Source organism: Ramlibacter sp. (assembly GCA_019635435.1).
Taxonomy (GTDB): Bacteria; Pseudomonadota; Gammaproteobacteria; order Burkholderiales; family Burkholderiaceae_C; genus JAHBZM01.
On sequence record JAHBZM010000001.1, the window covers coordinates 3,512,117 to 3,535,135 of the forward strand.

The window sequence follows — 23,019 nt, forward strand, 5'->3', positions numbered from 1 at the left end:
CGGCGCGGCCTGAGCCGCCCCGCAGCCCTGCTGCCACGCCCGGATTCCGCGACGCCAGCCGTCGCCTTGCATGCCGTTCAGGAGATTTCCGTGACATCCCATTCACTTTCGCGCCCCCCTCTCTGGCTGGCCGGGTTCGCCGTGGCCGCTGGCCTGGGCCTGGCCCGGGCACAGACGCCCACGCCGCCAGCCACTGCCCAGGCCGCCCTGCACCCTGCCGCGCCACCCGCCTTCCGCTCGGCGCTGGAGGATTACCAGCCCTACACGGACGAAAAAACCGTCAACTGGAAAGAAGCCAACGACCTGACCGCGCGCATCGGCGGCTGGCGCGCCTACGCCCGGGAAGCGCAGCAGCCCGCCGCGCCCGGCAGCCCCGTGGCACCTGACCCCCATGCCGGGCACCACATGCCGGAAAAGGACAGGCCATGAGCCCCCGCATCCGCCTTGGCGCGGTGGCCGCCGCAGCCCTGATCCTGACGGGTTGTGCCTCGGTCAACTTCGACCAGGCGCTGCAGGACACCAATGCCCGGACCAGCACGTTCGCCCAGGGCAAGCTGGAACTGAGCCGCACGCATGAACAGGCCCTGGCGCGCCAGAAACTTGCCAACGACCTGCTGGCCAGGCCGCTCAGCCAGGACGACGCCGTGCAGCTGGCGCTGGCCAACGGCCCGGCCCTGCAGGCCCTGCTGGCGCAGGGCTGGGCGGATCTGGCAGCGGCCAGCCAGACGGGGCGCATCGCCAACCCGGTGTTCACCTTCGAACGCGTGCGCACGGGCGATGAACTCGAGCTGGGGCGCCTGCTGTCGTTTGGCCTGCTCGACCTCCTGACCCTGCCGCGGCGGCTTGAACTGGCCCGCAGCCAGGCGGCTGAGGCCCAAGTGCAGCTCAGCGCCACCGTGGTCGATCAGGTCACCCAGGTGCGCCAGGGCTGGGTACGGGCCGTGGCGGCGCAGCAGGCGCTGGACTACGCGGGCCAGACCAACAACGCGGCCAGGGCCGGCGCCGAACTGGCCCGGCGCATGCAGCAGGTGGGCAACTTCAACAAGCTGCAGCGCCTGCGCCAGCAGGCGTTTTACGCCGATGCGGCGGCGCAGCTCGCGTCCAGCCAGCATGCCGCGACCACCGCGCGCGAGGAACTGGTGCGCCTGCTGGGCCTGACCGACGAGCAGACCGCGCGGCTGCAACTGCCCGGGCGCCTGCCTGACCTGCCCAAGGCGCCGCTGGCTCCCGAACGCGTCAGCGCCACCGCGGCCAGCCAACGCCTGGACGTTCAGATGGCGCGCGTGCAGCTCGATGCGGCGGGCAAGTCGCAAGGGCTGAACCTGCTGAACAGCCTCGTTGACGTGGAGCTGGGCATCCGCCGCGACACCGTGTTTGACAACGCCACCGGCACCCGCACGCCACGTCGCGGCTATGAGCTGGGCATCCGCCTGCCGGTGTTCGACTGGGGGTCGGCCCGGCGCGACGCCATGACCGCGCAGTCGCTGGCTGCCGCCAACCGCTACGAAGCCACGGTGCGCAGCGCCTCCTCGCAATTGCGCGAAAGCTACTCGGCCTACCGCACGGCCTGGGACGTGGCCCGCCATTACCGCGACGAGATCGTGCCGCTGCGCCAGCGCATGGCGGAGGAGAACGTGCTGCGCTACAACGGCATGCTGATCGACGTGTTCGCCTTGCTGGCCGACACGCACGAGCAGATCGCCAGCGTGAGTGCGGCCATCAACGCCACACAGCAGTTCTGGCTGGCCGACGCGGCGCTGGCCGCGTCCATGACCGGCAAGCCCACCACGATGGACCTCATGGGCATGACCCGCAACAGCAGCGGCGCAGCCGGTGCCGGCCACTGAGCCCTTCCCCCCCAACAACGGAACTCCCATGAACAACCGAAGAAACTTTCTCACGGGTGCCGGGGCCATCACCACGGCCGTGGCGGCGGCGGCGGTCAGCCGCGTCGCCCTGGCGGCCCTGCCCGAGCCCGTGATCCAGACGAAACCCGACACCATGGCCCCGCTGATGCCCGCCACCGGGCGGCCCTACAACCCCGTGGTCACGCTCAATGGCTGGACCCTGCCCTGGCGCATGAACAACGGCGTCAAGGAGTTCCACCTGGTGGCCGAGCCGGTGGTGCGCGAAATGGCGCCCGGCTTCAAGGCCCACCTGTGGGGTTACAACGGCCAGTCACCCGGCCCCACCATCGAAGTGGTGGAGGGTGACCGGGTGCGCATCTTCGTGACCAACAAGCTGCCCGAGCACACCAGCGTGCACTGGCATGGCCAGCGCCTGCCCAACGGGATGGACGGTGTGGCCGGCCTGAACCAGCCGGCCATTGCCGTGGGCAAAACCTTTGTCTATGAATTTGTGGCGCGACGCCCGGGCACCTTCATGTACCACCCGCATGCCGACGAGATGACGCAGATGGCCATGGGCATGATGGGCTTCTGGGTCACCCACCCCAGGGGCAAGCACCCGCTGATCGACGAGGTGGACCGGGACTTTGTGTTCATGCTCAACGCCTACGACATCGACCCCGGCGCCTACACGCCCAGGATCATGACCATGCTGGACTTCAACCTGTGGAGCTGGAACAGCCGGGTGTTCCCCGGCATTGATCCGCTGGTGGTGCGCCAGAACGACAAGGTGCGGATCCGCTTTGGCAACCTCACCATGACCAACCACCCCATGCACCTGCATGGCCACGAGTTCACGGTGACGGGCACCGATGGCGGGCCCACGCCAAAAGCCAGCCGCTGGCCCGAGGTGACCACCGACGTGGCGGTGGGCCAGATGCGGCAGGTGGAGTTTGTGGCCAACGAGGAGGGCGACTGGGCCTTTCACTGCCACAAGAGCCACCACACCATGAACGCCATGGGCCACGATGTGGCCACGCTGATCGGGGTGGACCACCGCCAGATCGTGCGCGACATCACCAATGTCATTCCCGACTACATGGTGATGGGCGAGCGCGGCATGGCCGACATGGCCGACATGGACATGCCCCTGCCCGACAACACCGCGAAGATGATGACCGGCGAGGGCCCGTTCGGTTCGGTGGAAATGGGCGGCATGTTCTCCATGCTCAAGGTCCGCAAGGACCAGAAGCCGGGTGACTACAAGGACCCGGGCTGGTACGCCCAGCCCCCCGGCACGCAGGCCTACGAATGGACGGGCGCCCTGCCCGACCCGAAGCGCTTCGCGGCCGAGGGCGGGCAGACCATGAAGGCGCAGAACATGCCGATGAAAGAAGTGGAAGTGCAGGTCCGCAAGCCCGTCATGAAGGGCATGGCCGGCATGCAGCACTAACCCCATCACAACCCCGGGACATCACCATGAAAAAACTCACCCCTCTTCTGCTTGCCACGCTGGTGGCGGGCGCCAGCCCATTTGCCGTGGCGCACGGCGACGAGCCTCACGCCGCCAGGGCCGGCCCCGTCAGGAAGGAACAAAAGGAATGGGGCATTGCCGGCGACGCAAAAGCCGTCAGGCGGACCATCCGGCTCAGCATGGGCGACAACATGCGCCTCACGCCCGACAAGGTCGAGGTGAAGCAGGGCGAGACCGTCAGGCTGGTCATCCAGAACAAGGGCCGGCTGCTGCATGAACTGGTCATCGGCAACAGGAAGGACCTGGACGAACACGCCGCACTGATGGTCAGGTTCCCGGGCATGGAGCACGACGAACCCTACATGGCCCATGTGCCGCCGGGCAAGACCGGCGAGATCGTCTGGACCTTCAACAGGGCCGGCCAGTTTGACTTTGCCTGCCTGATCGCGGGCCACTACCAGGCCGGCATGGTGGGCAAGATCACTGTCGCCGGCCGTTGAACCCGAAAGGAAACCCCATGCTCAGAAGAACACTTCTCATCGCTGCGATGGCCACGCCGCTCACCCGCGGGATCCATGCCAGCGCCCCAGTCGCTGTGGAGGTCTGGAAAGACGCCCAATGCGGTTGCTGCAACGACTGGGTCGCTCACCTGGAAAGTCACGGCTTCCGGGTGAAGGTTCACGGCGGCGGCAACACCGAAATGCGCAAACGCCTCGGCATGCCCGAGCCCCTGGGCGGCTGCCACACCGCGCGGGTGAGCGGCTACGTGATCGAAGGCCATGTGCCGGCCCGCGAGATCCGGCGCCTGCTGCGTGACAAGCCCCGGGCGCTGGGCCTGGCCGTTCCCGGCATGCCCGTCGGCTCGCCCGGCATGGACGGCCCCGCCTATGGCGGACGCAAGGATCGTTTTGACGTGTTGCTGGTCGCCTCGGACGGCCGCACCACGGTCTATCAAACCTACCCCTGAAAGAAGCACCCCATGAAAAAACTCATTCCTGCATTGCTGTTGACATTCACATCAGCACTGGCAACGGCCCAGACCGCCAATGACATGACCGACGCCGAGGTTCGCAAGATCGACAAGGACAACGGCAAGGTCACCCTCAGGCACGGCCCCATCAGGAACCTCGACATGCCTGGCATGACCATGGTGTTCAAGGTGAAAGACCCAGCCATGCTCGACAAGATGGCGGTGGGTGACAGGATTCGCGTCCATGTGGAGCAGGACAAGGGCGCCATGGTCGTGACCCGCCTGGAGAAGGCCGGGAACTGAACGCCCGCGGTTCGCGGCATTCAAAGCATGTCGTTGGTGATGCTGTCGAAAGGGCTTGGCAAACTCGCCATCACCACCACGTTGTGGGTCACCACGGGCACCACGTGGTTCATCTCAAGGGACCGGCAGACCACCATGTGCACGGGCCGGCCCAAGGGGTACTTGAGCCACGGCAGGAGCTGGCTGTCCAGCATCTTGAGCGTCATGGCCTGCACGCCCACGGTGTTCTTGAAGAAGGTCAGCAAGGAGAGGTTGGTGGGGTTCTCGCCATGAATCTTTTCATCGGCAAAGGTTTCGTTGGTCCACTTGAACAGGCCCGCTTCCAGAGGCACCAGCAGCATGTTGGCCACCTCGCCGCTGCCGGGGCCAAAGCTGTCGACCGGCGCCGCCGCGCCCATGCTGGCCAGCTGGCTCTTGTAGGCGCTGCCGGACAGCACCGTGTTCGGCTGGGTATACCAGTGGTAGGTGTAGTTGACGCGCGTCATCCCTTCCTTGCCCGGGCGCCAGATGCCGTGGGATGAGAACACAAGGTTCTCCAATGTGTTTTTCCAGATCAGCCGCAGATAGGCCTTGTCAGGGGTCGGGAGGTCTTTGACCGGCATCGCGCGGCTCCTTGCTCAACGGTAGCGCTGCACCAGGCCCTGCGACTGCAGGTCCGGGTAGGCCCGGGGCCAGAACGCCAGGAACAGCCGCTCCAGCCCGTCCAGCGAACGGAAGCGGGCTTCCCCGTAGTTGGGGTCGAACATGCTGGGAATCGGCTTGCAGGTGTTGAATGCGATCCCGTGTCCGGAGTCACCGCCCACCGACCCCATGAAGTAGTAGGCCTTCTGGGCACGAATGAAGTGCATGACGGCCGTGAGGTTGAAATGACGGCTGAACAGGATCTGGCCAGAGTCCTTCCTGAGCCCGTTGGCCCGCAGGAACTCATCAATCACGTCCTTGCCCTTGTTTTTCTGCTCGCACATCCAGCTCACTTCCTCGGTGGTGTCCTGGCGTCCGGGCACCTGCTGGCCCAAAGCCATGAACTTCTCATTGCGCATCCACGCGGCCGCGAGCTGGGCGCAGGCGCCCTTGTGCATGTAGACACGGCCATCCACGAGCTGGTTCTGGCACCAGGGCTTGACCTGGCCATCGCAGTTTTCGACGCCGCGCTTGAACTGTTCATCGGTCAACATGTCACCTTCCCCGAAAATCGCCGTGCGCGAATCCAGCGCACGGCCTGTTTCCGTCGCAGTGTAGGGATGTCCCGCCCGCCTGGCATCCCCCGATTGAAGGACAAAGCCGCTTGGCGGCGAGGCTGTTACGCCTTCTTGCCTTCGTCAGTTTTGAAACACGAACGGATAATCCATTCATGCCCCTGTCCCCGACCCCGACTGCCCCTGCCCGCCGCGCCAAGGCGGGCGCCATCACCGATGTAGCCGGCATTGAAGCCGGTCACTTCACCGACCCGCGCCGGCCCACGGGCTGCACCGTGGTCATGGCCCGCGAAGGCGCGGTGGCCGGGGTGGACGTGCGCGGCGCCGCTCCCGGCACGCGTGAAACCGACCTGCTGTCACCGGTCAACCTGGTCGACCAGGTGCACGCCATCATGCTGGCCGGCGGCAGCGCCTGGGGCCTGGACGCCGCCAGCGGCGCGATGCGCTGGCTGGAAGAGCGCGGCGTGGGCTTTGACGTGCGCGTGGGGCGCCTGCCCATCGTGCCCGCGGCCGTGCTGTTCGACCTGCTGGTGGGCGATGCCCGCATCCGGCCCGACGCCGATGCGGGGTATGCCGCCTGCGAGGCAGCCTCCACCCGCCGCCCCGCCGAGGGCAATGTGGGGGCTGGCGCTGGCGCCGCCGTGGGCAAGATTTTCGGCATCGACCGTGCCATGAAAGGCGGGATCGGCACCGCGTCGGTGTCGGCCGGCGGTGTGACGGTGGGAGCGCTGATTGCCTGCAATGCCCTCGGCGACGTGATCGACCCTGACACCGCGCAGGTGGTGGCGGGCGCCCGGACGGCCAACGGCCGCCGGCTGCTGGACACCCGCCGCGCGCTGCTACGGGGCGACACACCCAAGCCCCTGCTGGCCGGCACCAACACCACCATCGGGGTGATTGCCACCGACGCGGTCATCACCAAGATACAGGCCACCAAACTGGCGCAGATGGCCCACGATGGCCTGGCACGCAGCATCAACCCGGTCCACACCATGAGCGATGGCGACACGCTGTTTGCCCTGGGCACCGGGCGTGTCGCCCAGCACCCCGGCATGATGGTGCTGGGCGCCCTGGCGGCCGAGGCCACGGCACGCGCCGTGGTGCGCGCCGTGCTCGCGGCGCGGGGCCTCAGGGTGGGTGCGCTGCACCTGCCTTCCGCGCGCGACCTGTGAGCCGCACCAACCCGCGAGTCGCGCCATCACGCAGAATCAGGGGTCCATGCCACAAGCCATCCGCCACACCCTGCTCTCGCTGCGCGACCTGCTGATCTCCGCGGGGCCTCTGGCCCTGCTCGCGGTGGGCCTGCTTGTCCTGGCCTATTTCTGGCTGGACCCGACACCGCCCCGGCGGGTCACACTGGCCACCGGACCGGCCCAGAGTGCCTACGACGAATTCGGCAAGCGCTACAAGAAGGCGCTGGCGGCCAATGGCATTGACGTGGTGTTGCTGCCCAGCGAGGGCTCATCCGCCAACCTGGCGCTGCTTCGCGCCGGCAAGGCCGATCTGGGCTTTGTGCAGGGGGGCAGCGTCGACCCCGCGCAGGAGGCGGAAAGCGGCATCGAGTCCCTGGGCAGCCTGTTCATGGAACCGGTCTGGCTGTTCTACCGCGAGGACGCCGCGAAGAAGATGCCCAAAGAGAAGGGGGCCAAAGGCCCGGTAGCGGGCGAGGCCGGCACCCTCACCTCGCTGACCCAGCTCCAGGGCCTGCGCCTGAACGTGGGCACCGCAGGCAGCGGTGTGCCGACCTTGATGGCCAGGCTGTTCGAGGCCAACCACATGGACCCCCAGGCCGTGCACCTGTCGGAGCTCGGGCAGACGCCAGCCACGGTGGCGTTTCTCGGCGGAGAACTGGACGCGATCGTCTTTGCCTCGGCCCCGGAGTCGCTGATGGTGCAGATGCTGCTGCAGACGCCCGGCATCAAGCTCATGGACTTCGCACAGAGTGAAGCCTATTCCCGCCGCTTCCCTTTCCTCACGCCCGCCGTGTTGCCACGCGGCGTGGTGGATCTGGCTCAGGACCAGCCGCCGAAAAACGTCCGTCTGGTGGCATCCACCACCGCCTTGCTGGCGCGCGACGGCACGCACCCCGCGCTGTTGCAGCTGTTCGCGCTGGCCGCGCGTGACCTGCACGGATCGGCAGGGTGGTTCAACCGGGCCGGCGCCTTCCCGACCACCCAGCACACCGAGTTTCCGCTGGCCCAGGAAGCCGAACGCGCCATCAAGGGCGGGCCGCCGCTGCTGCAACGCTGGCTGTCATTCTGGATGGCCAACCTGGTGGAACGCATGTGGCTGGCACTGGGCATCATCATCGCGATCCTGTTGCCGCTGTCGCGCATCGTACCGCCGCTGTACGAGTTCCGGATCCGCTCGCGCGTGTTCCGCTGGTATGGGCAGTTGCGCGAGATCGAGGGCCGCTGGGAGGCCGAGCCGTCGCTCGCTCCCCAGCTGCTGGAGGAACTTGATGCGATGGACAGCAAGGCCGGCCGGATCAGTGTGCCGCTGTCTTATACCGACGAGCTCTATGCGCTTCGCAGCAACATCCACCTGGTGCGCAAGAAGCTGCTCAGAGCGTGAAGTCCACGCTGTTGCGCAGGGCCGCCTGGGCCACCGCGTCCAGCGCCCCCTCCACCACCGCCTGATTTGACAACACCCTGAGGTTGCCGCTGGCCGCCAGCCGGTCCATGGACTGGCGCGTCATGGAATGGTTCACGCCTTCGGCATTGCTGAACATGAACAGCGTGCCGTGCGGGCTGGCCCAGGTCAGCTGGGTGCGCACCCAGCCTTCGTCCATGCGCAGTTCCACCCAGGCGCCGGGTTCGATCTGGCCCACCACGGTGGGCGCAGCAGCGGTGGCTTCTTCAGCCCGAGGTTCCGTCTCAATCCGCGTGTCGTCAAAGCCGGGTTGCGTGGCCTCGAACAAGGGGCGGGGCACGACGGAGGCAGGAGGCTGGGTTTCGAGGAACCCGGAGTCCTGGGCCTCCGATGGCGCCAGCCAGAGGCCGGCCTCGTCCGCCTCGCGGAACTGGGCTTCCAGTCGGGCCCGTGCATCCAGCGGCGCAGACACCGGGGCAGCGGCCGCCCTGCCGGCTCGGGCATGCAAGGCCATGAGCTCGTCAAAAAAGCGGTTCGACTTGGAGCGTGAATAGCCAATCCGCTCCAGTCCTTCGCGCAACTTGGCCAGCAGGCCGGGGATCAGGCGGGCCAGACGGGCCGGATTGCTCGACGCCACTTCGGGCATGGCGCTCCAGAGCAGGTCGGTGACCAGATCTTCGTAGCCTTCAGGATCCGCCCGACCCTGCGGATCGGTGAGGCGTGCCTGCGCAATCGCCTGCGCCCACGGCCCCGCGACGAAATAAACGATGCCGCGCGGTGCCCCGGCGGTCTCGGCGCGACGGCGCAGATCGCGCGCTATTTTCTCGGCCAGCAAGTTGCGCTGCTCCGCCTGCAGCAAGGCCTGCACGGCCTTCTCGCGCTTGCGGCGCTCATGACGGGACTGCTCGTCCCACACTTCCTCCAGCGACTGCAGGGCAAACGCGAAGGGCTCGGCCCCTTCTTTCCCGGTGGTCAGCAGGGCCTGGACCGCCTGCCGGGCCGGCTCCAGAAAGGCGGCAAAGCCGGCTGCATCCGCGGTTGGCCAGGCCATGCTCTTGCCGGTGAACTGGTCCAGCAGCCGCCGGGCGGGATGGCGTTTGTCGCTGAAAAAACGGGGGTCGATCAAGGCCAGGCGCAGCAGCGCGGGCTCCAGGTCGCGCACGGTCTGCTGCACCTCGCGCAACAGCCGGGGATCGGACGCGATGTTGTCCACCATCAAGCCCACCACCTCCAGCCCGAGCGCCTGTCCGGTGCCCCTGGCTTGTTGCCGCAACTGCGCGCGCAGGTCCGTGCCGTCCGCGGGCATGGCCCTCCCGGGCTGCGCGGCCCGCCGATCGGCCAGGCGCTGCATGACCTGGTCGACCTGCTTCATTTCCTGCAAGGCTTCGAAGGCCGCCGGCACCGTGGGCGAGAACTCGGGGCGTGCGATGCTTTGTCCGCCGGCCTCGAATTCACGCGTGAAGCGCGCATCGAACGATTCGCGCCCCGCGTCATAGCCGCCGGACAAGAGGCGTCGCAACTGCGTGACGGTCAACAGGGTATCGGCGGGATGGCGCGCGGGCTCGCTGGCCGGGCCGGTCACGCCTGCGCCCTGGCGGGGCGCCGCCACCGACTCAGGCGCATGAATCACGTTGAAGCCCGCGGCTTCGACACCCTGACCACGCAGCAACAGCGACAAGTCGGCATAGACACGGGCCAGCTCGGGGCCCAACGCCTCTCCCAGATACTGCATCCAGCGCAGCCGGACGCTGGCGGCGACCCCGGTTGCCGCAATCACGGTGCCAAGCGCGCGCACAAAAATCTCGGGACGCAAGGGGTTGCGGTCAGCCTGAACCGTCTTCAGGCCCTGGGCGGCGCAGACCAGGGCGTTGAGTTCGCCCAGCTCGGCCTCGACGGCCTGCGAGGCCGCCTGCTGGGCCCGCACCTGCTCCACCCGCTCCTGAACCTGGTCATCGCCCATGAGTTCCAGGGCATCAAAACTCAGGCCCTTGGCCGCGGCCTTGTCACCAGCGCCCGCAATGGCCTGCGCGAACTCGGCCAGCAGGGCCTGAGGGAACTCCCCGCAAAGAACCGGGCGGTATTGCAGCAGCAGCCGCGCGGCCTCATGCTGGGCCGTTCGCTCGTCGGTGTCGCCAGCGAGCGAGGCGTGCTGGGGTGAAGACTGCAGCGCCTGGTCCACCAGGCGCTCCATCAAATGCTTGCCACGCCGGGCTGCCTCCCCGATACAGGCCTTGAACGGGGCTTCGTACTGGTTGGCGGGCGCTGGCATGTTGGTATCCCCCTACTTCAGCGCTTTATAGCGTACCCGCTTCGGTTTGGCACCTTCCTCGCCCAGGCGGCGCTTCTTGTCGGCCTCGTATTCCTGGTAGTTGCCGTCAAAGAAGGTCCACTGGCTGTCACCCTCGGCGGCCAGGATGTGGGTGGCAATGCGGTCGAGGAACCAGCGGTCGTGGCTGATGACGAGGATGGAGCCCGCGAATTCGAGCAGGGCGTCTTCCAGCGCACGCAGGGTCTCGACATCCAGGTCGTTTGATGGCTCGTCGAGCATCAGCACATTGCCGCCCGCAATCAGCGTCTTGGCCAGGTGCAGCCGGCCGCGCTCGCCACCCGACAGCGTGCCCACCCGCTTCTGCTGGTCGCCTCCGTTGAAATTGAAGCGCCCACAGTAGGCCCGGCTGGCCATCTGGAACTTGCCCACGGTCAGGATGTCCAGCCCGCCGGACACATCTTCCCAGACGGTTTTCTGGTTCTCCAGGTCATCGCGGTGCTGGTCCACAAAAGCCATCTTGACGGTGGAGCCGATCACCACTTCACCACTGTCCGGCTTTTCCTTGCCGCTGATCAGCTTGAACAGCGTGGATTTACCGGCGCCGTTGGGGCCGATGATGCCCACAATGGCGCCCGGAGGAACGGAAAAGCTCAGGTTGTCGATCAGGACCCGGTCGCCAAACGATTTGGAAACATTGTGAAACTCGATCACCTGCTGGCCCAGGCGCTCGGCCACGGGGATGAAGATTTCCTGGGTCTCGTTGCGTTTCTGGTATTCGATGTCGCTCAGTTCCTCAAACCGCGCCAGCCGGGACTTGCTCTTGGCCTGGCGTGCCTTGGGGTTCTGGCGGGACCACTCCAGTTCCTTCTTCAGCGCCTTGGCGTGGGCCTCTTCGCTCTTTTGCTCCTTGGCCAGGCGATCGCCCTTCTGCTCCAGCCAGGTGCTGTAGTTGCCCTTCCAGGGGATGCCCGCGCCACGGTCCAGTTCCAGGATCCATTCGGCGGCGTTGTCCAGGAAATACCGGTCGTGGGTGATGGCCACCACGGTGCCTGAAAAGCGCTTGAGGAACACCTCGAGCCAATCCACCGATTCAGCGTCCAGGTGGTTGGTGGGTTCATCGAGCAGCAGCATGTCGGGCTTGGACAGCAGCAGCCGGCACAGCGCCACGCGGCGCTTTTCACCGCCCGACAGCACGCCGATCTTTGCGTCCCAGGCCGGCAGGCGAAGCGCGTCGGCGGCAATTTCGAGCTGGTGCTCGGAATCGGTGCCGGCCGTGGCGATGATGGCCTCCAGCCGCGCCTGTTCAGCCGCCAGCGCGTCGAAGTCGGCGTCCGGCTCGGCATAGGCGGTGTAGACCTCCTCGAGCTTGGCCTTGGCGGCGAAGACCTCGCCCATGGCCTCTTCGACACTCTCGCGCACCGTGTGCTCGGGGTTGAGCTGCGGCTCCTGCGGCAGGTAGCCGATGTTCAGGCCAGGCATGGGCGTGGCCTCGCCCTCGATCTCGGTGTCCACGCCGGCCATGATCTTGAGCAGTGTGGATTTGCCCGAACCGTTCAGGCCGAGCACGCCGATCTTGGCGCCGGGGAAAAAGCTGAGGGAAATGTCTTTGAGGATCTGCCGCTTCGGCGGCACGATCTTGCCGACGCGGTTCATGGTGTAAACGTACTGGGCCATTGGGTTTTCTGGGGTTGCGGTTGTGCAAACCCTTGATTATCAGGCCATGCCCCGGAATCAGGGCTTGCTGGACATGCTGTTGCGCAATGCGGCCTTGGCCACCTGGTCCAGCGCCTCGTCCACCACATGGCGATCCGCCACCACGCGGATCAGGCCCTGGCCGCGCAAACGCTCCAGCGTGCGCCGCGACATGGAGTGCGCCGTGCCGGCAGGCGAGGTGAACATGAACAGCGTGGCATGCGGGCTGGCCCAGGTGAGCTGCACCCGCAGCCACTGCCCGTTGACCATGAGCTCGACCCAGGTCCCCGTGCGCAATTCCGCCGCGGAGGCCAGGGGCAAGGCCTCGGGCAGGGGCTCGGCCGCACCGACATCCTCGGGCATCACCGAGTCGCTGCCCACGTAGCCCGAATCCTGGGCTTCGTGGCCGGCCAGCCAGGGTTCCACGCCTTCCAGGCCACTGTCCGTGAACTGGCTGGGGGTTGCCTCGGCCGCGTCCGCCGCCGCCTGGGCAATGGCCTGATCTTCCTCGTCACGCCCTTCCTGCAAGGCAGCATGGTGCAGCGCGCCCAGCCCGTCAAACACCCGGCTGCTGAGTTCCGGCGGGTAACTGATGCGCTCCAGGCCCTCACGCAGCTTGGCCAGCAGGCCCGGAATCATCTGCGCCAGCCGCTTGGTGCGACCGCGCCGCGCCGTGCTCCTTTGCACACTCCAGATCAGGTCGTCCACGAGCGCGCGGTAGCCAAACGGATCATCCGGACCATCGGGGCTGGACAGCCGGGCGTCAGCGACCACCTGCGACCAGGAGCCGCGCAGGAAATCACGCACGAAGTCGGCAATCTCCAGGCCTTCCATGGCCTGCTCGAAATCACCCGCGAGCTTCTGCGCCAACAGGTTGCGCTGCTCGGCATGGGCCAGCGCACGGGCTGCCTCCGCGTTGCGCGCATGAATGTTCTGGTCCTGGCGGTTCCATTCGGCCTGCAGGTGATCAATCAGCTCGCCCACCACGTCGGCGTCCACCACCTTGCCGGAGAGCCAGTGCACGGCATCGTCGACCGACTCCATGAACCGGCGCCAGCCCTCATGCGATTCGGAAGAAAAGGCCAGGCTGCGCTGGGCCACCACATCGAGCAACTGGCGCCCGGGATGGGTGCGGTCGCTGAAAAACCGGGAGTCTTCGCGGGCCAGCCGCAACACGGCGGGTTCCATCGCACGCAACTGGCGCTTGAGCGGTGGCAACAGCCTCGCGTCATGGTCCAGGTTGTCGAACATCAGGCGAACCACCTCGGCGCCCAGTTGGTGGCCCATGCGGGGCGGCTCGTCGCTTTGCAGCGGACTGGCGGACGGCGCGGCCTCGGTCGCGGGAGGCTCCTCCTTGGCACGCTGCTCAAGGCGCTTGACCAGAACGTCCACCTGCTTGAGGTCCTGAAGCGCCACCATTGAAGCGGGCACGGTGTGCAGGAAATCGCGTTTGGGTGCCTGCGGATCAAAGTCGCCCGACAGCAGCTTGCGCAGCTTGTCGAGCGTGAGCAGCGTCTTGGCCATGGTGTCCGACACCACCGAGGTTCCCGCCTGGCCCTTGTTGACCTTGCCCCCCAGCGGCACCGCGGGCTCCACGCCGCTGGACTTGAGCCAGTCGGTGATCTCGCGGTAAATCTTCTGCAGATGAACACCCAGCAGGCCCGCGGCGGGCGTGATCAGCGACTCCCGCACCGTGGCTTCGGTGACCTGCTGGGCCAGGCAGGACTGCAGGGCGCGCACAAACACCTCGGGCCGCAGCGGATTGAGGCCCGGCTGGATGGTCCGCCACCCCAGCAGCGTGCTGATCAACGAGTCCAGCCCCGGCAGCACGTCGTCCACGGCCAGCGACACCTCCTGCTGGGCACGCGCCACTTCAATGCTCTGGTCGAGGTCGGCGTCCTCGAAAAGCTTCAGGTCTTCAAAGCGCAGCACCTCGCCACTGTTGTCGTCCTTGCCACCGCTGTGATAGACCTCGCGGCTGAGCTCGGCACGAAACTGCGCGGTGACTTCGGGAGCGCGGCCGATCAGGGCCTGCACGGCAACCCGGATTGCCGGTGACTGCAGGGCGGCACTGCGCCTCGGGCCGTTTTGCAACACGGCCGCTTCCAGCCCCTTGAGGACGTCGGCCATCAGGGCTTCGGCGTGGAGAATCACCGCTTCCATGCAGTCGCTCAACGACGGCTGCAATGCGGTGGGGTCATCGGAAACCCCGAGTCTGAGCTTCAGGAACTTGGCCATGTTCAATGCGGGCGTGGACTGCAATTATGGTCCGGGCGCACCGTGGCATCGCCAAATTGGCGTCCCTGAATGGTGCGATGTTGTGAAGGTGTCAACGCAGCCGCGGCAGACGTGCGACAATAGGGCCTGTTGAACGCCACCAGTTGCGGGCAACACCAGCAACCTGCTGGGACCCGGATCTTGCGATTCCTGGTCACCCCTGAATCCCATCTGCCTATGACTGGCTCAGCGGTTACACGCTGAAACAGGCTGATTCCCAGTGCCCCGGAACGGGCACCTCATCATGAATTTTGACGAACTGAAACTGGCACCCGCCATTCTCAAAGCCGTGCGCGAGCAGGGCTACGAAACCCCCACCCCCATCCAGGCCCAGGCCATCCCCGCCGTGCTCGAAGGCCACGACCTGCTGGGCGGCGCCCAGACCGGAACGGGCAAGACCGCAGCCTTCGTGCTGCCCGCCCTGCACCGCCTCAGCATGAGCCGCAGCGCCCAGAACAAGTTTGGCGGCACCGGCATCCGCATGCTGGTGCTCACGCCCACGCGTGAACTGGCCGCCCAGGTGGAAGAGTCCGTGCGCGAGTACGGCAAGTACCTGCAGCTGTCGTCCACGGTCATCTTCGGTGGCGTGGGCATGAACCCGCAGATCAGCAAGCTCAAGAAGGGCGTTGACATCCTGGTGGCCACCCCAGGCCGCCTGCTGGACCTGCAGCAGCAGGGCATGCTGGACCTGTCCACCGTGCAGATCCTGGTGCTGGACGAAGCCGACCGCATGCTGGACATGGGCTTCATCCATGACGTGAAGAAAATCCTCGCGCTGGTTCCCAAGGAAAAGCAGAGCCTGCTGTTTTCCGCCACCTTCAGCGACGAAATCCGGGACCTGGCCAACAACCTGCTGCGCAACCCGCAAAGCATCCAGGTCACGCCGCGCAACACCACGGTGCAGCGCATCACGCAGACGGTGCACCCCGTGGGCCGCGGCAAGAAGAAGGCATTGCTCGCCCACATCATCCAGGAACACAACTGGAGCCAGGTGCTGGTGTTCACGCGCACCAAGTTCGGCGCCAACAACGTGGCCGAGTTCCTGACCAAGAATGGCATCGAGGCCATGGCGCTGCATGGCAACAAGAGCCAGGCCGCCCGCACCCAGGCCCTGTCCGGCTTCAAGAGCGGCGAGATCCGGGCCCTGGTGGCCACCGACATCGCCGCCCGGGGCATCGACATCGACGAACTGCCCCACGTGGTGAACTACGAAATCCCCAACATCAGCGAAGACTACGTGCACCGGATCGGCCGCACGGGCCGCGCTGGCGCCAGCGGTGAAGCCGTGAGCCTGGTCTGCCTGGACGAGGAAGGCTTCATGCAGGACATCGAGCGCTTTACCAAGCAGAACATCGAGGTCAAGGTGATCGAGGGCTTTGGCCCCGAACCCGGCGAACGCGCCGAGCCGATTGCGATGGGCCGCCAGACCATCTGGGGCGGAGCCGGCAAGCCCCCCAGCCGTGAAGTGATGGCGGCGGCCGCCAAGGCCGCCCGCTCCGAAATGATGCAACGCATCCGCGACAACAAGGCAAACGGCGGCAACGCAGGCGGCGGCCGCGGCGGCCAGCAGGCCAAGCCGCGCAGCGCCGGGGCCCAGGGCCATGGCGGCGGCAATGGCGGGGGCGGGGGCGGCGGCCGCAACAACGGCCCGCGTCCACCGCAGCGCCCGGCCCAGCAGGCACGCGCGCCTCAGCACCAGCAACCGCGCCACGCCGCACCGCGCGACGATGACTTCGACGGACGTGACGAAGGCATTCCGCGCAATGTGGACCCGCTGCGGACAAACCTGCACAATCGGCGCAATGAAAACCGCGCACCCGCCAACGGCAACGGAGGCCAGCCCGATCCCATGCGCACCAGCATCGACAGCATGGCCGGCAGCGGACGCCGTGGCGGCGGCGGGGGCCGCTCGAACCGTTCTGGTGGCGGGGGCTACGGGTCTCGTGGGCCGGGAAATCCTGGCCGGTCTTTTAGCCGATAACACTGTCGCGGCGGTCCACAGCCTGGGCCGCCGGGAACTGCCACTTCAACACCCCAAGCTCACCCAGCATCGGGTGGATTTCAAGGCCTTGCCCGCGCTACCACGCGTGGACGAGGCCTTTGTCGCTCTGGGCACCACCATCAAGGTGGCGGGCAGCCAGCAAGCGTTCCGCGCTCTGGATTTTGAGGCAGTTTTGGCTGTAGCCCAGGCTGCACGGGCACATGGCGCTACAAAATTGGGAGTGGTGAGCGCCATGGGCGCCGACGCGAGCTCGGGCATCTTCTACAACCGGGTCAAGGGCGAAACCGAGGACGCACTGCGCGCCATGGGCTTTGCGACCCTGGTCATTGCACGCCCTTCCTTTCTGGCAGGTGACCGCAGCAATCTGGGCCAGCCCTTGCGCCCGGGCGAAACGCTGGCGCTGCAGGTGTCCACCTGGCTCAAGCCGCTGATTCCCGCCAACTACCGCTCCATCGACGTGCGCAAGGTGGCCAGCGCCTTGCTGCTGGGCATGCGTGACGGGCCAGCTGGCGTGCACACCGTGCTGTCGGGCGAACTGCAGAACTACTGATTCAGGCCCGGCTCACGCGCACGATGGCGTCGGCGCGCTGGTGCAGGTCGGGCAGCAGTTCCAGCCCCAGCCCGGGCTTGCTGTTGAGGCTGACCATGCCGCCTTCCACGCGTGGCAGCTCGGTCACCAGTTCCCGGTACCAGCCCGTGTAGAACGCGCGCACGCTTTCCTGGATCAGGGCGTTGGGCGCGTGCAGTGACAGGTGCGTCGAGGCCGCCCAGACCACCGGCCCGGTGCAGTCGTGCGGCGCCACGGGCAACTGCCAGGCGTCGGCCATGGCAGCGATCTTGCGCGCCTCGGTCAGGCCGCCACACCAGCTCAGGTCGAGCATGGCCACGCCGGCCACGCCTGTCTGCAGGTAGTCCTTGAACCCCCACTTGTAGCTCAGCGTTTCGCTGGCGCAGATCAGGGCGTCGCAGTCCTTCGCGTACTGCTTGAGCAGGTCCAGGCTGTCCATGCGGATCGCGTCCTCGTGCCAGAAGGTGTTGAACTCCTTCAGCGCACGCGCGATCTTCTGCGCCATGGGCAGGCGCCACAGGCTGTGGAACTCCACCATGATGTCCATCCTGCTGCCTGCCGCGCGGCGGATCTTGCGGAAGGGTTCCAGCGCCTGGTCCAGATCGGCAGGGCTGATGTACTGGCCATCGCTGCGTTCGGCCGCCGGGTCGAATGGCCAGATCTTCATGGCCGTGATGCCTTCCGACAAAAGCGACTCGGCCAGCTCGTCGGCATGGTGCAGGAAGCCCTGCAGGTCCTCGTAGGGTCCGCCGTCGTTTTTCAGCCCCCAGTTGGATGAGGTCTGGTTGGTGTTGCTGCGGATGTACTGGTAGCCCGCACAGGTGTTGTAGATGCGGATGCTGTCACGGCTCTTGCCCCCCAGCGCGGTGTGCACCGGCATGTTGGCGGCCTTGCCAAAAATATCCCACAGCGCGATGTCCACGGCGGAATTGCCGCGCGTCTCCACACCCGAGCCGCGCCAGCCGAGGTAACCGGTGATGTCCTTGTTGCGCGCCTCGATCGCCAGGGGGTCCTTGCCGTTGATGCGCGGCGCCACCCATTCGTGCAGGTAGGCCTCCACGGCGGCGGCGCCCATGAAGGTTTCCCCCAGGCCCACCAGCCCTTCGTCGGTATGCAGACGCACCCAGACGATGTTGGGAAATTCGCCCAGGCGGACGGTTTCCAGCTGCGTGATTTTCATGAGACTTGCCTTGAAAGCCGCCTCGCAGGGGCGGGTCAGGAGGGTTTCTTGACGCTCACGGCGATCGGACGCTCGATGTCCTCGCGCAGGTCCCGCACCACGCGGTCCATCATGGGCGCGAGCATGTTCCATTGCACGGCCCGGGCGATGCGCGGATGGTTGCCCCGGTACACCTCGGACGACACGTACTCGAGTGGATCGTGGAACACCCCCAGGTCAGCGATCACCATCGGGTCCTGCTCGGTGGGCATGCCGCCCAGGTACGCGGAGTCCACGCCATTCCAGAGGGTCTGGGCCCGGCGGTGAATGCCAAAACCCCACTCCCAGTCGTTGTCCTTGAGGCGCTGGCGCGCCGCGGCCATGTAGGTCGCGTCGAAGATGTAGGTGTCGGTGCGCACCCAGTGGCCCTTGAGCCAGATTTCGGCCACGGGCCGGGCCGCGCTGGTGACGTTGGACGTGAGCCCGCGCAGGATGTCGCCCTGCAGTTCAAGGTAGCGGATGCGCGCCGGGATGCGCGCCAGGCGCAGCAACGCCACCAGCACCACGATCTTGTCAGGCGCATCGCCGCGACCCGCGTCGATCACCTCGCGCGGGCTGCGCAGCCGCAGCTTGAAGGGTTTGCCAAAGGGGATGCGCTTGACGAAGCCGTAGATCGCCAGAGCCTTTTCGCGTTCGTTCTTGCAAAGCTGCGTCAGCGCCCGGGCCCGAAGACGAAGCTTGGGGTCCTCCAAGTCCAGCAGCTTGGTGGACCCCAGCCAGCGGCCCGGGTCCTCCAATTCAGCCGCCGGTGGTGGCACGGGCGGGATAAACGGAACGGTCAACGGTACGACTCTCCAACGGCGAATCCCGGCGCGGCAAGTGCCACCAAGGACATGTCCGCTTGCCCGGCGGCGGCATGCCCCCGGAACTGCGAATGTTGTATAGACAATTGTACCGAGCATGCCCGTTTCGTCTGTGGTTTATGTGCGTCAACCGCCCCGTGCCTTCTTGAGCGCATCGAGCACGGTGGTCACGGCTTCCGCACCAATCGTGGGCACGTTCTTGTCGTACACCGGCTTGACACGGTCAAACATGCGCTTTTGCTCCGCGGGCGAGACCTCGTTGACCTGCATGCCCTTGGTCTTGAGGCTGGCCAGCGACTTTTCATTGAGCGTGCGGTTGGCCGCGCGCTCCACCTTCTGGCCTTCGATGGCGGCTTCACGCAGCACGGCCTGCTCCTGCGGGCTCAGCTGGTCCCACAGCTTCTTGCTGTAGAGGATCAGGAAAGGCGTGTAGGCATGCCGCGTGACGGACAGGTACTTTTGTACTTCATTGAACTTGGAGGTCTCGATCGTGACGAAAGGATTCTCCTGCCCGTCGATGGTCTTGGTCTCCAGCGCGGTGAACACCTCGCCAAACGACATGGGCACGGCATTGGTGCCCAGGGTCTTGAAGGTGTCCAGGAAGATGTTGTTCTGCATCACACGGACCTTGACGCCTTCAAAGTCCTCCACCTTGTTCACCGGGTGCTTGCTGTTGGTCAGGTTGCGAAAGCCGTTCTCCCAGTACGCCAGGTTCACGACGCCCGCTTCTTCGAGCTTCTTGTTGAAGTACAGGCCGGCCGGTCCGTCGAGCACCGCATCGGCTTCCTTCTCGTTGGCGAACAGGAAGGGCAGGTCAAACACCCCCAGTTCCTTGACGATGCCCACCAGCGGGCTGGACGAGGTGCACACCATCTCCTGGGTGCCGGCGCGCAAGGCCTGCGTGGCCTGCAGGTCGCCCCCGGCCGAACCACCCCAGAAGGCATTGATCTTCATCTTGCCACCCGTCTTGGCCGCGAGCACTTCCTGCATCTTCTTCACGCCCAGGCCCACGGGATGGTCTTCGTTCACACCGTTGGTGAACTTGATGGTGCGCTCCGCAAACTGTGCGAAGACCGAACTGGCCACCAGCAGCGAAGCGCCGGCCAGCAGGGATACGAGGGTTCTGCGTTTGAACATGGTTTTGTCTCCTGGAGTCATAAGGTCAGTGGATTGAAAAACCCGTCAATGCATCCACCATTTCAGTGGAACAAGAACGAGGTCGGGGAAAAACACGAGCAGGAACAGCACGGCCAGTTCGGCAAGGAAGAACGGCATGACGCCCTTGAAGGCATCGTCCATGCTGATCTTCGCCACGCCGCACACCACGTTGAGCACGGTGCCCACGGGCGGCGTGATCAGGCCGATGGCGTTGTTGATGATGAACAGCACGCCGAAATACACCGGATCAATGCCGGCCTGCAAGACCACCGGCATCAACACCGGCGTAAGGATCAGCACCGTGGGCGTGAAGTCGAGCGCCGTGCCGACCACCACGATGATCACCATCATCACGAACATCAGCATCGTCTTGTTGCCGGAAAACGGCGCCAGCAGGTTCGCCACTTCGGTCGGAATGTTGGCCACCGTGATCAGCCAGGCGCTGACCATGGCCGCCGCCACCAGGAACATCACCACGGCGGTGGTCGTGCCCGCCGCCAGGATCAGGCCGTACAGCGTGGACCACTTGAGTTCCCGGTAGATGAACATGCCCACCGCGAAGCTGTAGACCGCGGCCACCACGGCCGCCTCGGTCGGCGTGAAGATGCCGGCCTTCATGCCGCCCAGGATCACCACGGGCAGCGCGAGCGCCAGGCCGCCGTCGGCGGTGATCTTCAGCCGCTCGGTCATGCCCATGCGCGGCGCGGGCTGCACATCCTCCCGCCGCGCCAGCCACCACCAGGTCACGCCGATCGCCGCGCCCATGAGAATGCCCGGCACGATGCCCGCGAGAAAAAGCTTGGTGATGGACACATTGCCCGCCACGCCGAAGATGATCAGGCCAATGGAGGGCGGGATCACGGGCGCGATGATGCCGCCCGCGGCGATCAGGCCCGCCGAGCGGTTCAAGCCGTAGCCGGCCCGCTTCATCATCGGAATCAGCAGCGCCGACAGGGCTGCCGTGTCGGCCACCGCGGAGCCGGACAGCGACGCCATGATCACGGCCGCCAGGACCGCCACGTAGCCGAGTCCGCCGCGGAAGTGGCCGACCCAGGCCATGGCCAGGTTGACGATGCGCCGGCTCAGGCCTCCAGCGTTCATGAACTCACCGGCCATCAGGAAAAACGGAACCGCCAGCAGCGGGAAATTGTCGGCCCCGTCAACAAAGCGCTGGGCCAGGATCTGGCTGTCGAAGGCCGGCAGCGCGCCCGTGCCGGCCATGTAGGCCATCAAGGCCAGGCCGCAGACCAGCAGCGAATAGGCAATGGGCATGCCAATGGCCATGGCCCCCAGCAGGCTGAACACAAAGACGGCAATGGTCATGGCCGTCCCCCGGTGCTTCCAGCGACGGCGGTGTGGGGAACGTCTTCGGAGTCCACCACCTGGACCAGTTCGTCGTCCCGCAGCTTCCCGGTGAACAGGCGGTACAGCACGTCCAGGTTGAACAGCCCCATGACCACCGACACCAGGTAACCGATGCCATAGATCCAGATCATGGAAATGCCCACCACGGGCGAGACATTGGTCACCTGCAGTTCATGCATCTTCCAGGTGCCGATGAAGAACAGCACATTGCAGAAAAGCATCAACGATTCGCTGACCAGCAGGCAGGCCTTCTTGCCCATCACGGGCAGGTGCTTGACCAGGGTGTCCACGCCCAGATGCCCCTTCTCGCGCATGGCGATCATGGCGCCGATGTAGGTCAGCCAGATGAAGCAGTAGCGGGACATTTCGTCCGATGTGGTGATGCCGGAATTGAAGCCATAGCGCAGCACCACATTGCCGAACACCATGACCACCATGGCCAGCAGGTTCAGCACCACCAGCAGTTCCAGCAGCTTGAAAAAATAGTCAATGAGTCGGCGCAACGGAGTCTCCGGACGAATGCGATCAGCCTGCCTTGAGCAGCGGCGCGGGAATGTTCAGGCGTGGCAGCTTGCGACGCGAGGCCAGCACGGTCTCGATGTCCTCGCGGGCGCCATCAATGAGCACCAGAATGGCCTTCTCGGCCTTGGCTGGCTGATGCGCGATCACGGCATCGAGCACGGCGCGGTGCAACGGCAGGGAGTTCTTCGGCCCATCCTTGCGCGTGGTGGAAATCTCGAAGCTGGTGCGCAGCAGCGCGCCCAGGGCCTTGCTCATCTGCACGATCATGCGGTTGCGGCAGGCGCGCAGCAGCCCCTGGTGAAAGCGCAGGTCATGCGTGACATAGTCGCCGCCCTCCTCCACCGCCTTCTTCATGCCGGCGAAGGCGGCCTCGATCTCAGCAATGTCCTGGGCCGTGGCGCGCTCGGCCGCCAGCCGCACGGCCGCTGGCTCCATCACGCGGCGCAGATCCTGCAGGTCGCGCAGGAATTCGGGCGTGAGTCCGGCCTTGGACTGCCAGATGATCACGTCGGGGTCGAACCAGTTCCAGTGCTCCTCGGTCAACACCCGGGTGCCCACCTTGGGGCCGGAGGTCACCAGCCCCTTGGCGATCAGCGACTTGACCGCCTCGCGCACGACGGTGCGGCTCACCCCCAGTTCCTCGCACAGCAGGGGCTCGGGCGGGATGGGCAGGCCCGGTCCATAGCGACCCGCGACGATGGCTTCGCCGAGGTGGTCTACCGTGTTGCCGTGGACGTTCTTGATCATGGTTTGTACTGACGG

At 66.0% G+C, this 23,019-nt stretch carries 21 protein-coding genes; 10 read left to right on the forward strand and 11 right to left on the reverse strand.

Features of this window, described 5'->3' with window-relative positions; all coding sequences use genetic code 11:
- The first annotated feature begins 90 nt into the window (after positions 1-90).
- Genes KF796_17005 through KF796_17030 form a run of 6 tightly spaced genes read left to right on the forward strand, consistent with a single transcriptional unit; the run spans position 91 to position 4,594 of the window.
- Positions 91-429, forward strand: a complete 339-nt coding sequence (locus KF796_17005) for a hypothetical protein (protein MBX3588334.1) — start codon at positions 91-93, stop codon at positions 427-429.
- Complete coding sequence (locus KF796_17010) at positions 426-1,847, forward strand: TolC family protein (GenBank protein ID MBX3588335.1); 1,422 nt, start codon at positions 426-428, stop codon at positions 1,845-1,847. Before KF796_17005 ends, KF796_17010 begins: the two co-directional genes overlap by 4 nt.
- Before the next feature lie 28 nt (positions 1,848-1,875).
- A complete protein-coding gene (locus tag KF796_17015) occupies positions 1,876-3,300 on the forward strand; it encodes a copper oxidase (GenBank protein ID MBX3588336.1) in 1,425 nt (474 codons plus the stop codon).
- Positions 3,301-3,326: 26 nt separating this feature from the next.
- The gene (locus KF796_17020) at positions 3,327-3,821 is read left to right on the forward strand and encodes a cupredoxin family protein (GenBank protein MBX3588337.1); all 495 of its coding nucleotides are present in this window, start codon (positions 3,327-3,329) and stop codon (positions 3,819-3,821) included.
- Between the two features lie 17 nt (positions 3,822-3,838).
- Complete coding sequence (locus KF796_17025) at positions 3,839-4,288, forward strand: DUF411 domain-containing protein (GenBank protein ID MBX3588338.1); 450 nt, start codon at positions 3,839-3,841, stop codon at positions 4,286-4,288.
- 12 nt (positions 4,289-4,300) lie between these two features.
- Positions 4,301-4,594 (forward strand): copper-binding protein, encoded by a 294-nt coding sequence (locus KF796_17030; protein MBX3588339.1) that lies wholly within the window; start codon positions 4,301-4,303, stop codon positions 4,592-4,594.
- Positions 4,595-4,614: 20 nt separating this feature from the next.
- Here KF796_17030 and KF796_17035 read toward each other — a convergent pair whose 3' ends face one another.
- Positions 4,615-5,196: a hypothetical protein gene (locus KF796_17035; GenBank protein ID MBX3588340.1), complete on the reverse strand. Its 582-nt coding sequence runs from the start codon at positions 5,194-5,196 to the stop codon at positions 4,615-4,617.
- Positions 5,197-5,211: 15 nt separating this feature from the next.
- Positions 5,212-5,769: a hypothetical protein gene (locus KF796_17040; protein MBX3588341.1), complete on the reverse strand. Its 558-nt coding sequence runs from the start codon at positions 5,767-5,769 to the stop codon at positions 5,212-5,214.
- A gap of 176 nt (positions 5,770-5,945) precedes the next feature.
- Between KF796_17040 and KF796_17045 the strand changes: the two genes are divergently transcribed.
- Entirely contained in the window at positions 5,946-6,962 is a 1,017-nt protein-coding gene (locus KF796_17045; protein ID MBX3588342.1) for a P1 family peptidase, read from the forward strand.
- A 46-nt stretch (positions 6,963-7,008) separates the two neighbouring features.
- Positions 7,009-8,364, forward strand: a complete 1,356-nt coding sequence (locus tag KF796_17050; protein MBX3588343.1) for a C4-dicarboxylate ABC transporter substrate-binding protein — start codon at positions 7,009-7,011, stop codon at positions 8,362-8,364.
- On the opposite strand, the gene KF796_17055 is transcribed toward KF796_17050, so the two are convergent.
- Genes KF796_17055 through KF796_17065 form a run of 3 tightly spaced genes read right to left on the reverse strand, consistent with a single transcriptional unit; the run spans position 8,354 to position 14,581 of the window.
- Positions 8,354-10,651, reverse strand: a complete 2,298-nt coding sequence (locus KF796_17055; GenBank protein ID MBX3588344.1) for a DUF1631 family protein — start codon at positions 10,649-10,651, stop codon at positions 8,354-8,356. The two genes, KF796_17050 and KF796_17055, sit on opposite strands and share 11 nt — an antisense overlap.
- A 12-nt stretch (positions 10,652-10,663) precedes the next feature.
- Positions 10,664-12,325 carry an energy-dependent translational throttle protein EttA gene (gene ettA, locus KF796_17060; GenBank protein ID MBX3588345.1) on the reverse strand — a complete coding sequence of 554 codons (1,662 nt, stop codon included), beginning with the start codon at positions 12,323-12,325 and terminating at the stop codon, positions 10,664-10,666.
- 57 nt (positions 12,326-12,382) lie between these two features.
- Entirely contained in the window at positions 12,383-14,581 is a 2,199-nt protein-coding gene (locus tag KF796_17065) for a DUF1631 family protein (protein ID MBX3588346.1), read from the reverse strand.
- A gap of 283 nt (positions 14,582-14,864) precedes the next feature.
- Here KF796_17065 and KF796_17070 point away from each other — a divergent pair, with 283 nt between their 5' ends.
- The gene (locus tag KF796_17070) at positions 14,865-16,601 is read left to right on the forward strand and encodes a DEAD/DEAH box helicase (protein MBX3588347.1); all 1,737 of its coding nucleotides are present in this window, start codon (positions 14,865-14,867) and stop codon (positions 16,599-16,601) included.
- Positions 16,510-17,172 carry an NAD(P)H-binding protein gene (locus KF796_17075; GenBank protein ID MBX3588348.1) on the forward strand — a complete coding sequence of 221 codons (663 nt, stop codon included), beginning with the start codon at positions 16,510-16,512 and terminating at the stop codon, positions 17,170-17,172. The genes KF796_17070 and KF796_17075 overlap by 92 nt, the downstream gene beginning before the upstream one ends.
- A 1-nt stretch (position 17,173) precedes the next feature.
- Here the strand turns inward: KF796_17075 and KF796_17080 are convergent, their stop codons facing one another.
- The 6 genes from KF796_17080 to KF796_17105 form a co-directional block, all read right to left on the reverse strand.
- On the reverse strand, positions 17,174-18,370 hold the full coding sequence (locus tag KF796_17080; protein MBX3588349.1) for a mandelate racemase/muconate lactonizing enzyme family protein: 1,197 nt from the start codon (positions 18,368-18,370) through the stop codon (positions 17,174-17,176).
- A 35-nt stretch (positions 18,371-18,405) separates the two neighbouring features.
- On the reverse strand, positions 18,406-19,191 hold the full coding sequence (locus KF796_17085) for a transglutaminase domain-containing protein (GenBank protein ID MBX3588350.1): 786 nt from the start codon (positions 19,189-19,191) through the stop codon (positions 18,406-18,408).
- Between the two features lie 147 nt (positions 19,192-19,338).
- Positions 19,339-20,349 (reverse strand): TRAP transporter substrate-binding protein, encoded by a 1,011-nt coding sequence (locus tag KF796_17090; protein ID MBX3588351.1) that lies wholly within the window; start codon positions 20,347-20,349, stop codon positions 19,339-19,341.
- A 45-nt stretch (positions 20,350-20,394) separates the two neighbouring features.
- Positions 20,395-21,693 (reverse strand): TRAP transporter large permease subunit, encoded by a 1,299-nt coding sequence (locus tag KF796_17095; GenBank protein MBX3588352.1) that lies wholly within the window; start codon positions 21,691-21,693, stop codon positions 20,395-20,397.
- A complete protein-coding gene (locus KF796_17100; protein ID MBX3588353.1) occupies positions 21,690-22,238 on the reverse strand; it encodes a TRAP transporter small permease in 549 nt (182 codons plus the stop codon). Before KF796_17100 ends, KF796_17095 begins: the two co-directional genes overlap by 4 nt.
- Before the next feature lie 22 nt (positions 22,239-22,260).
- Positions 22,261-23,004, reverse strand: a complete 744-nt coding sequence (locus KF796_17105) for a FadR family transcriptional regulator (protein MBX3588354.1) — start codon at positions 23,002-23,004, stop codon at positions 22,261-22,263.
- Positions 23,005-23,019 lie beyond the last annotated feature (15 nt).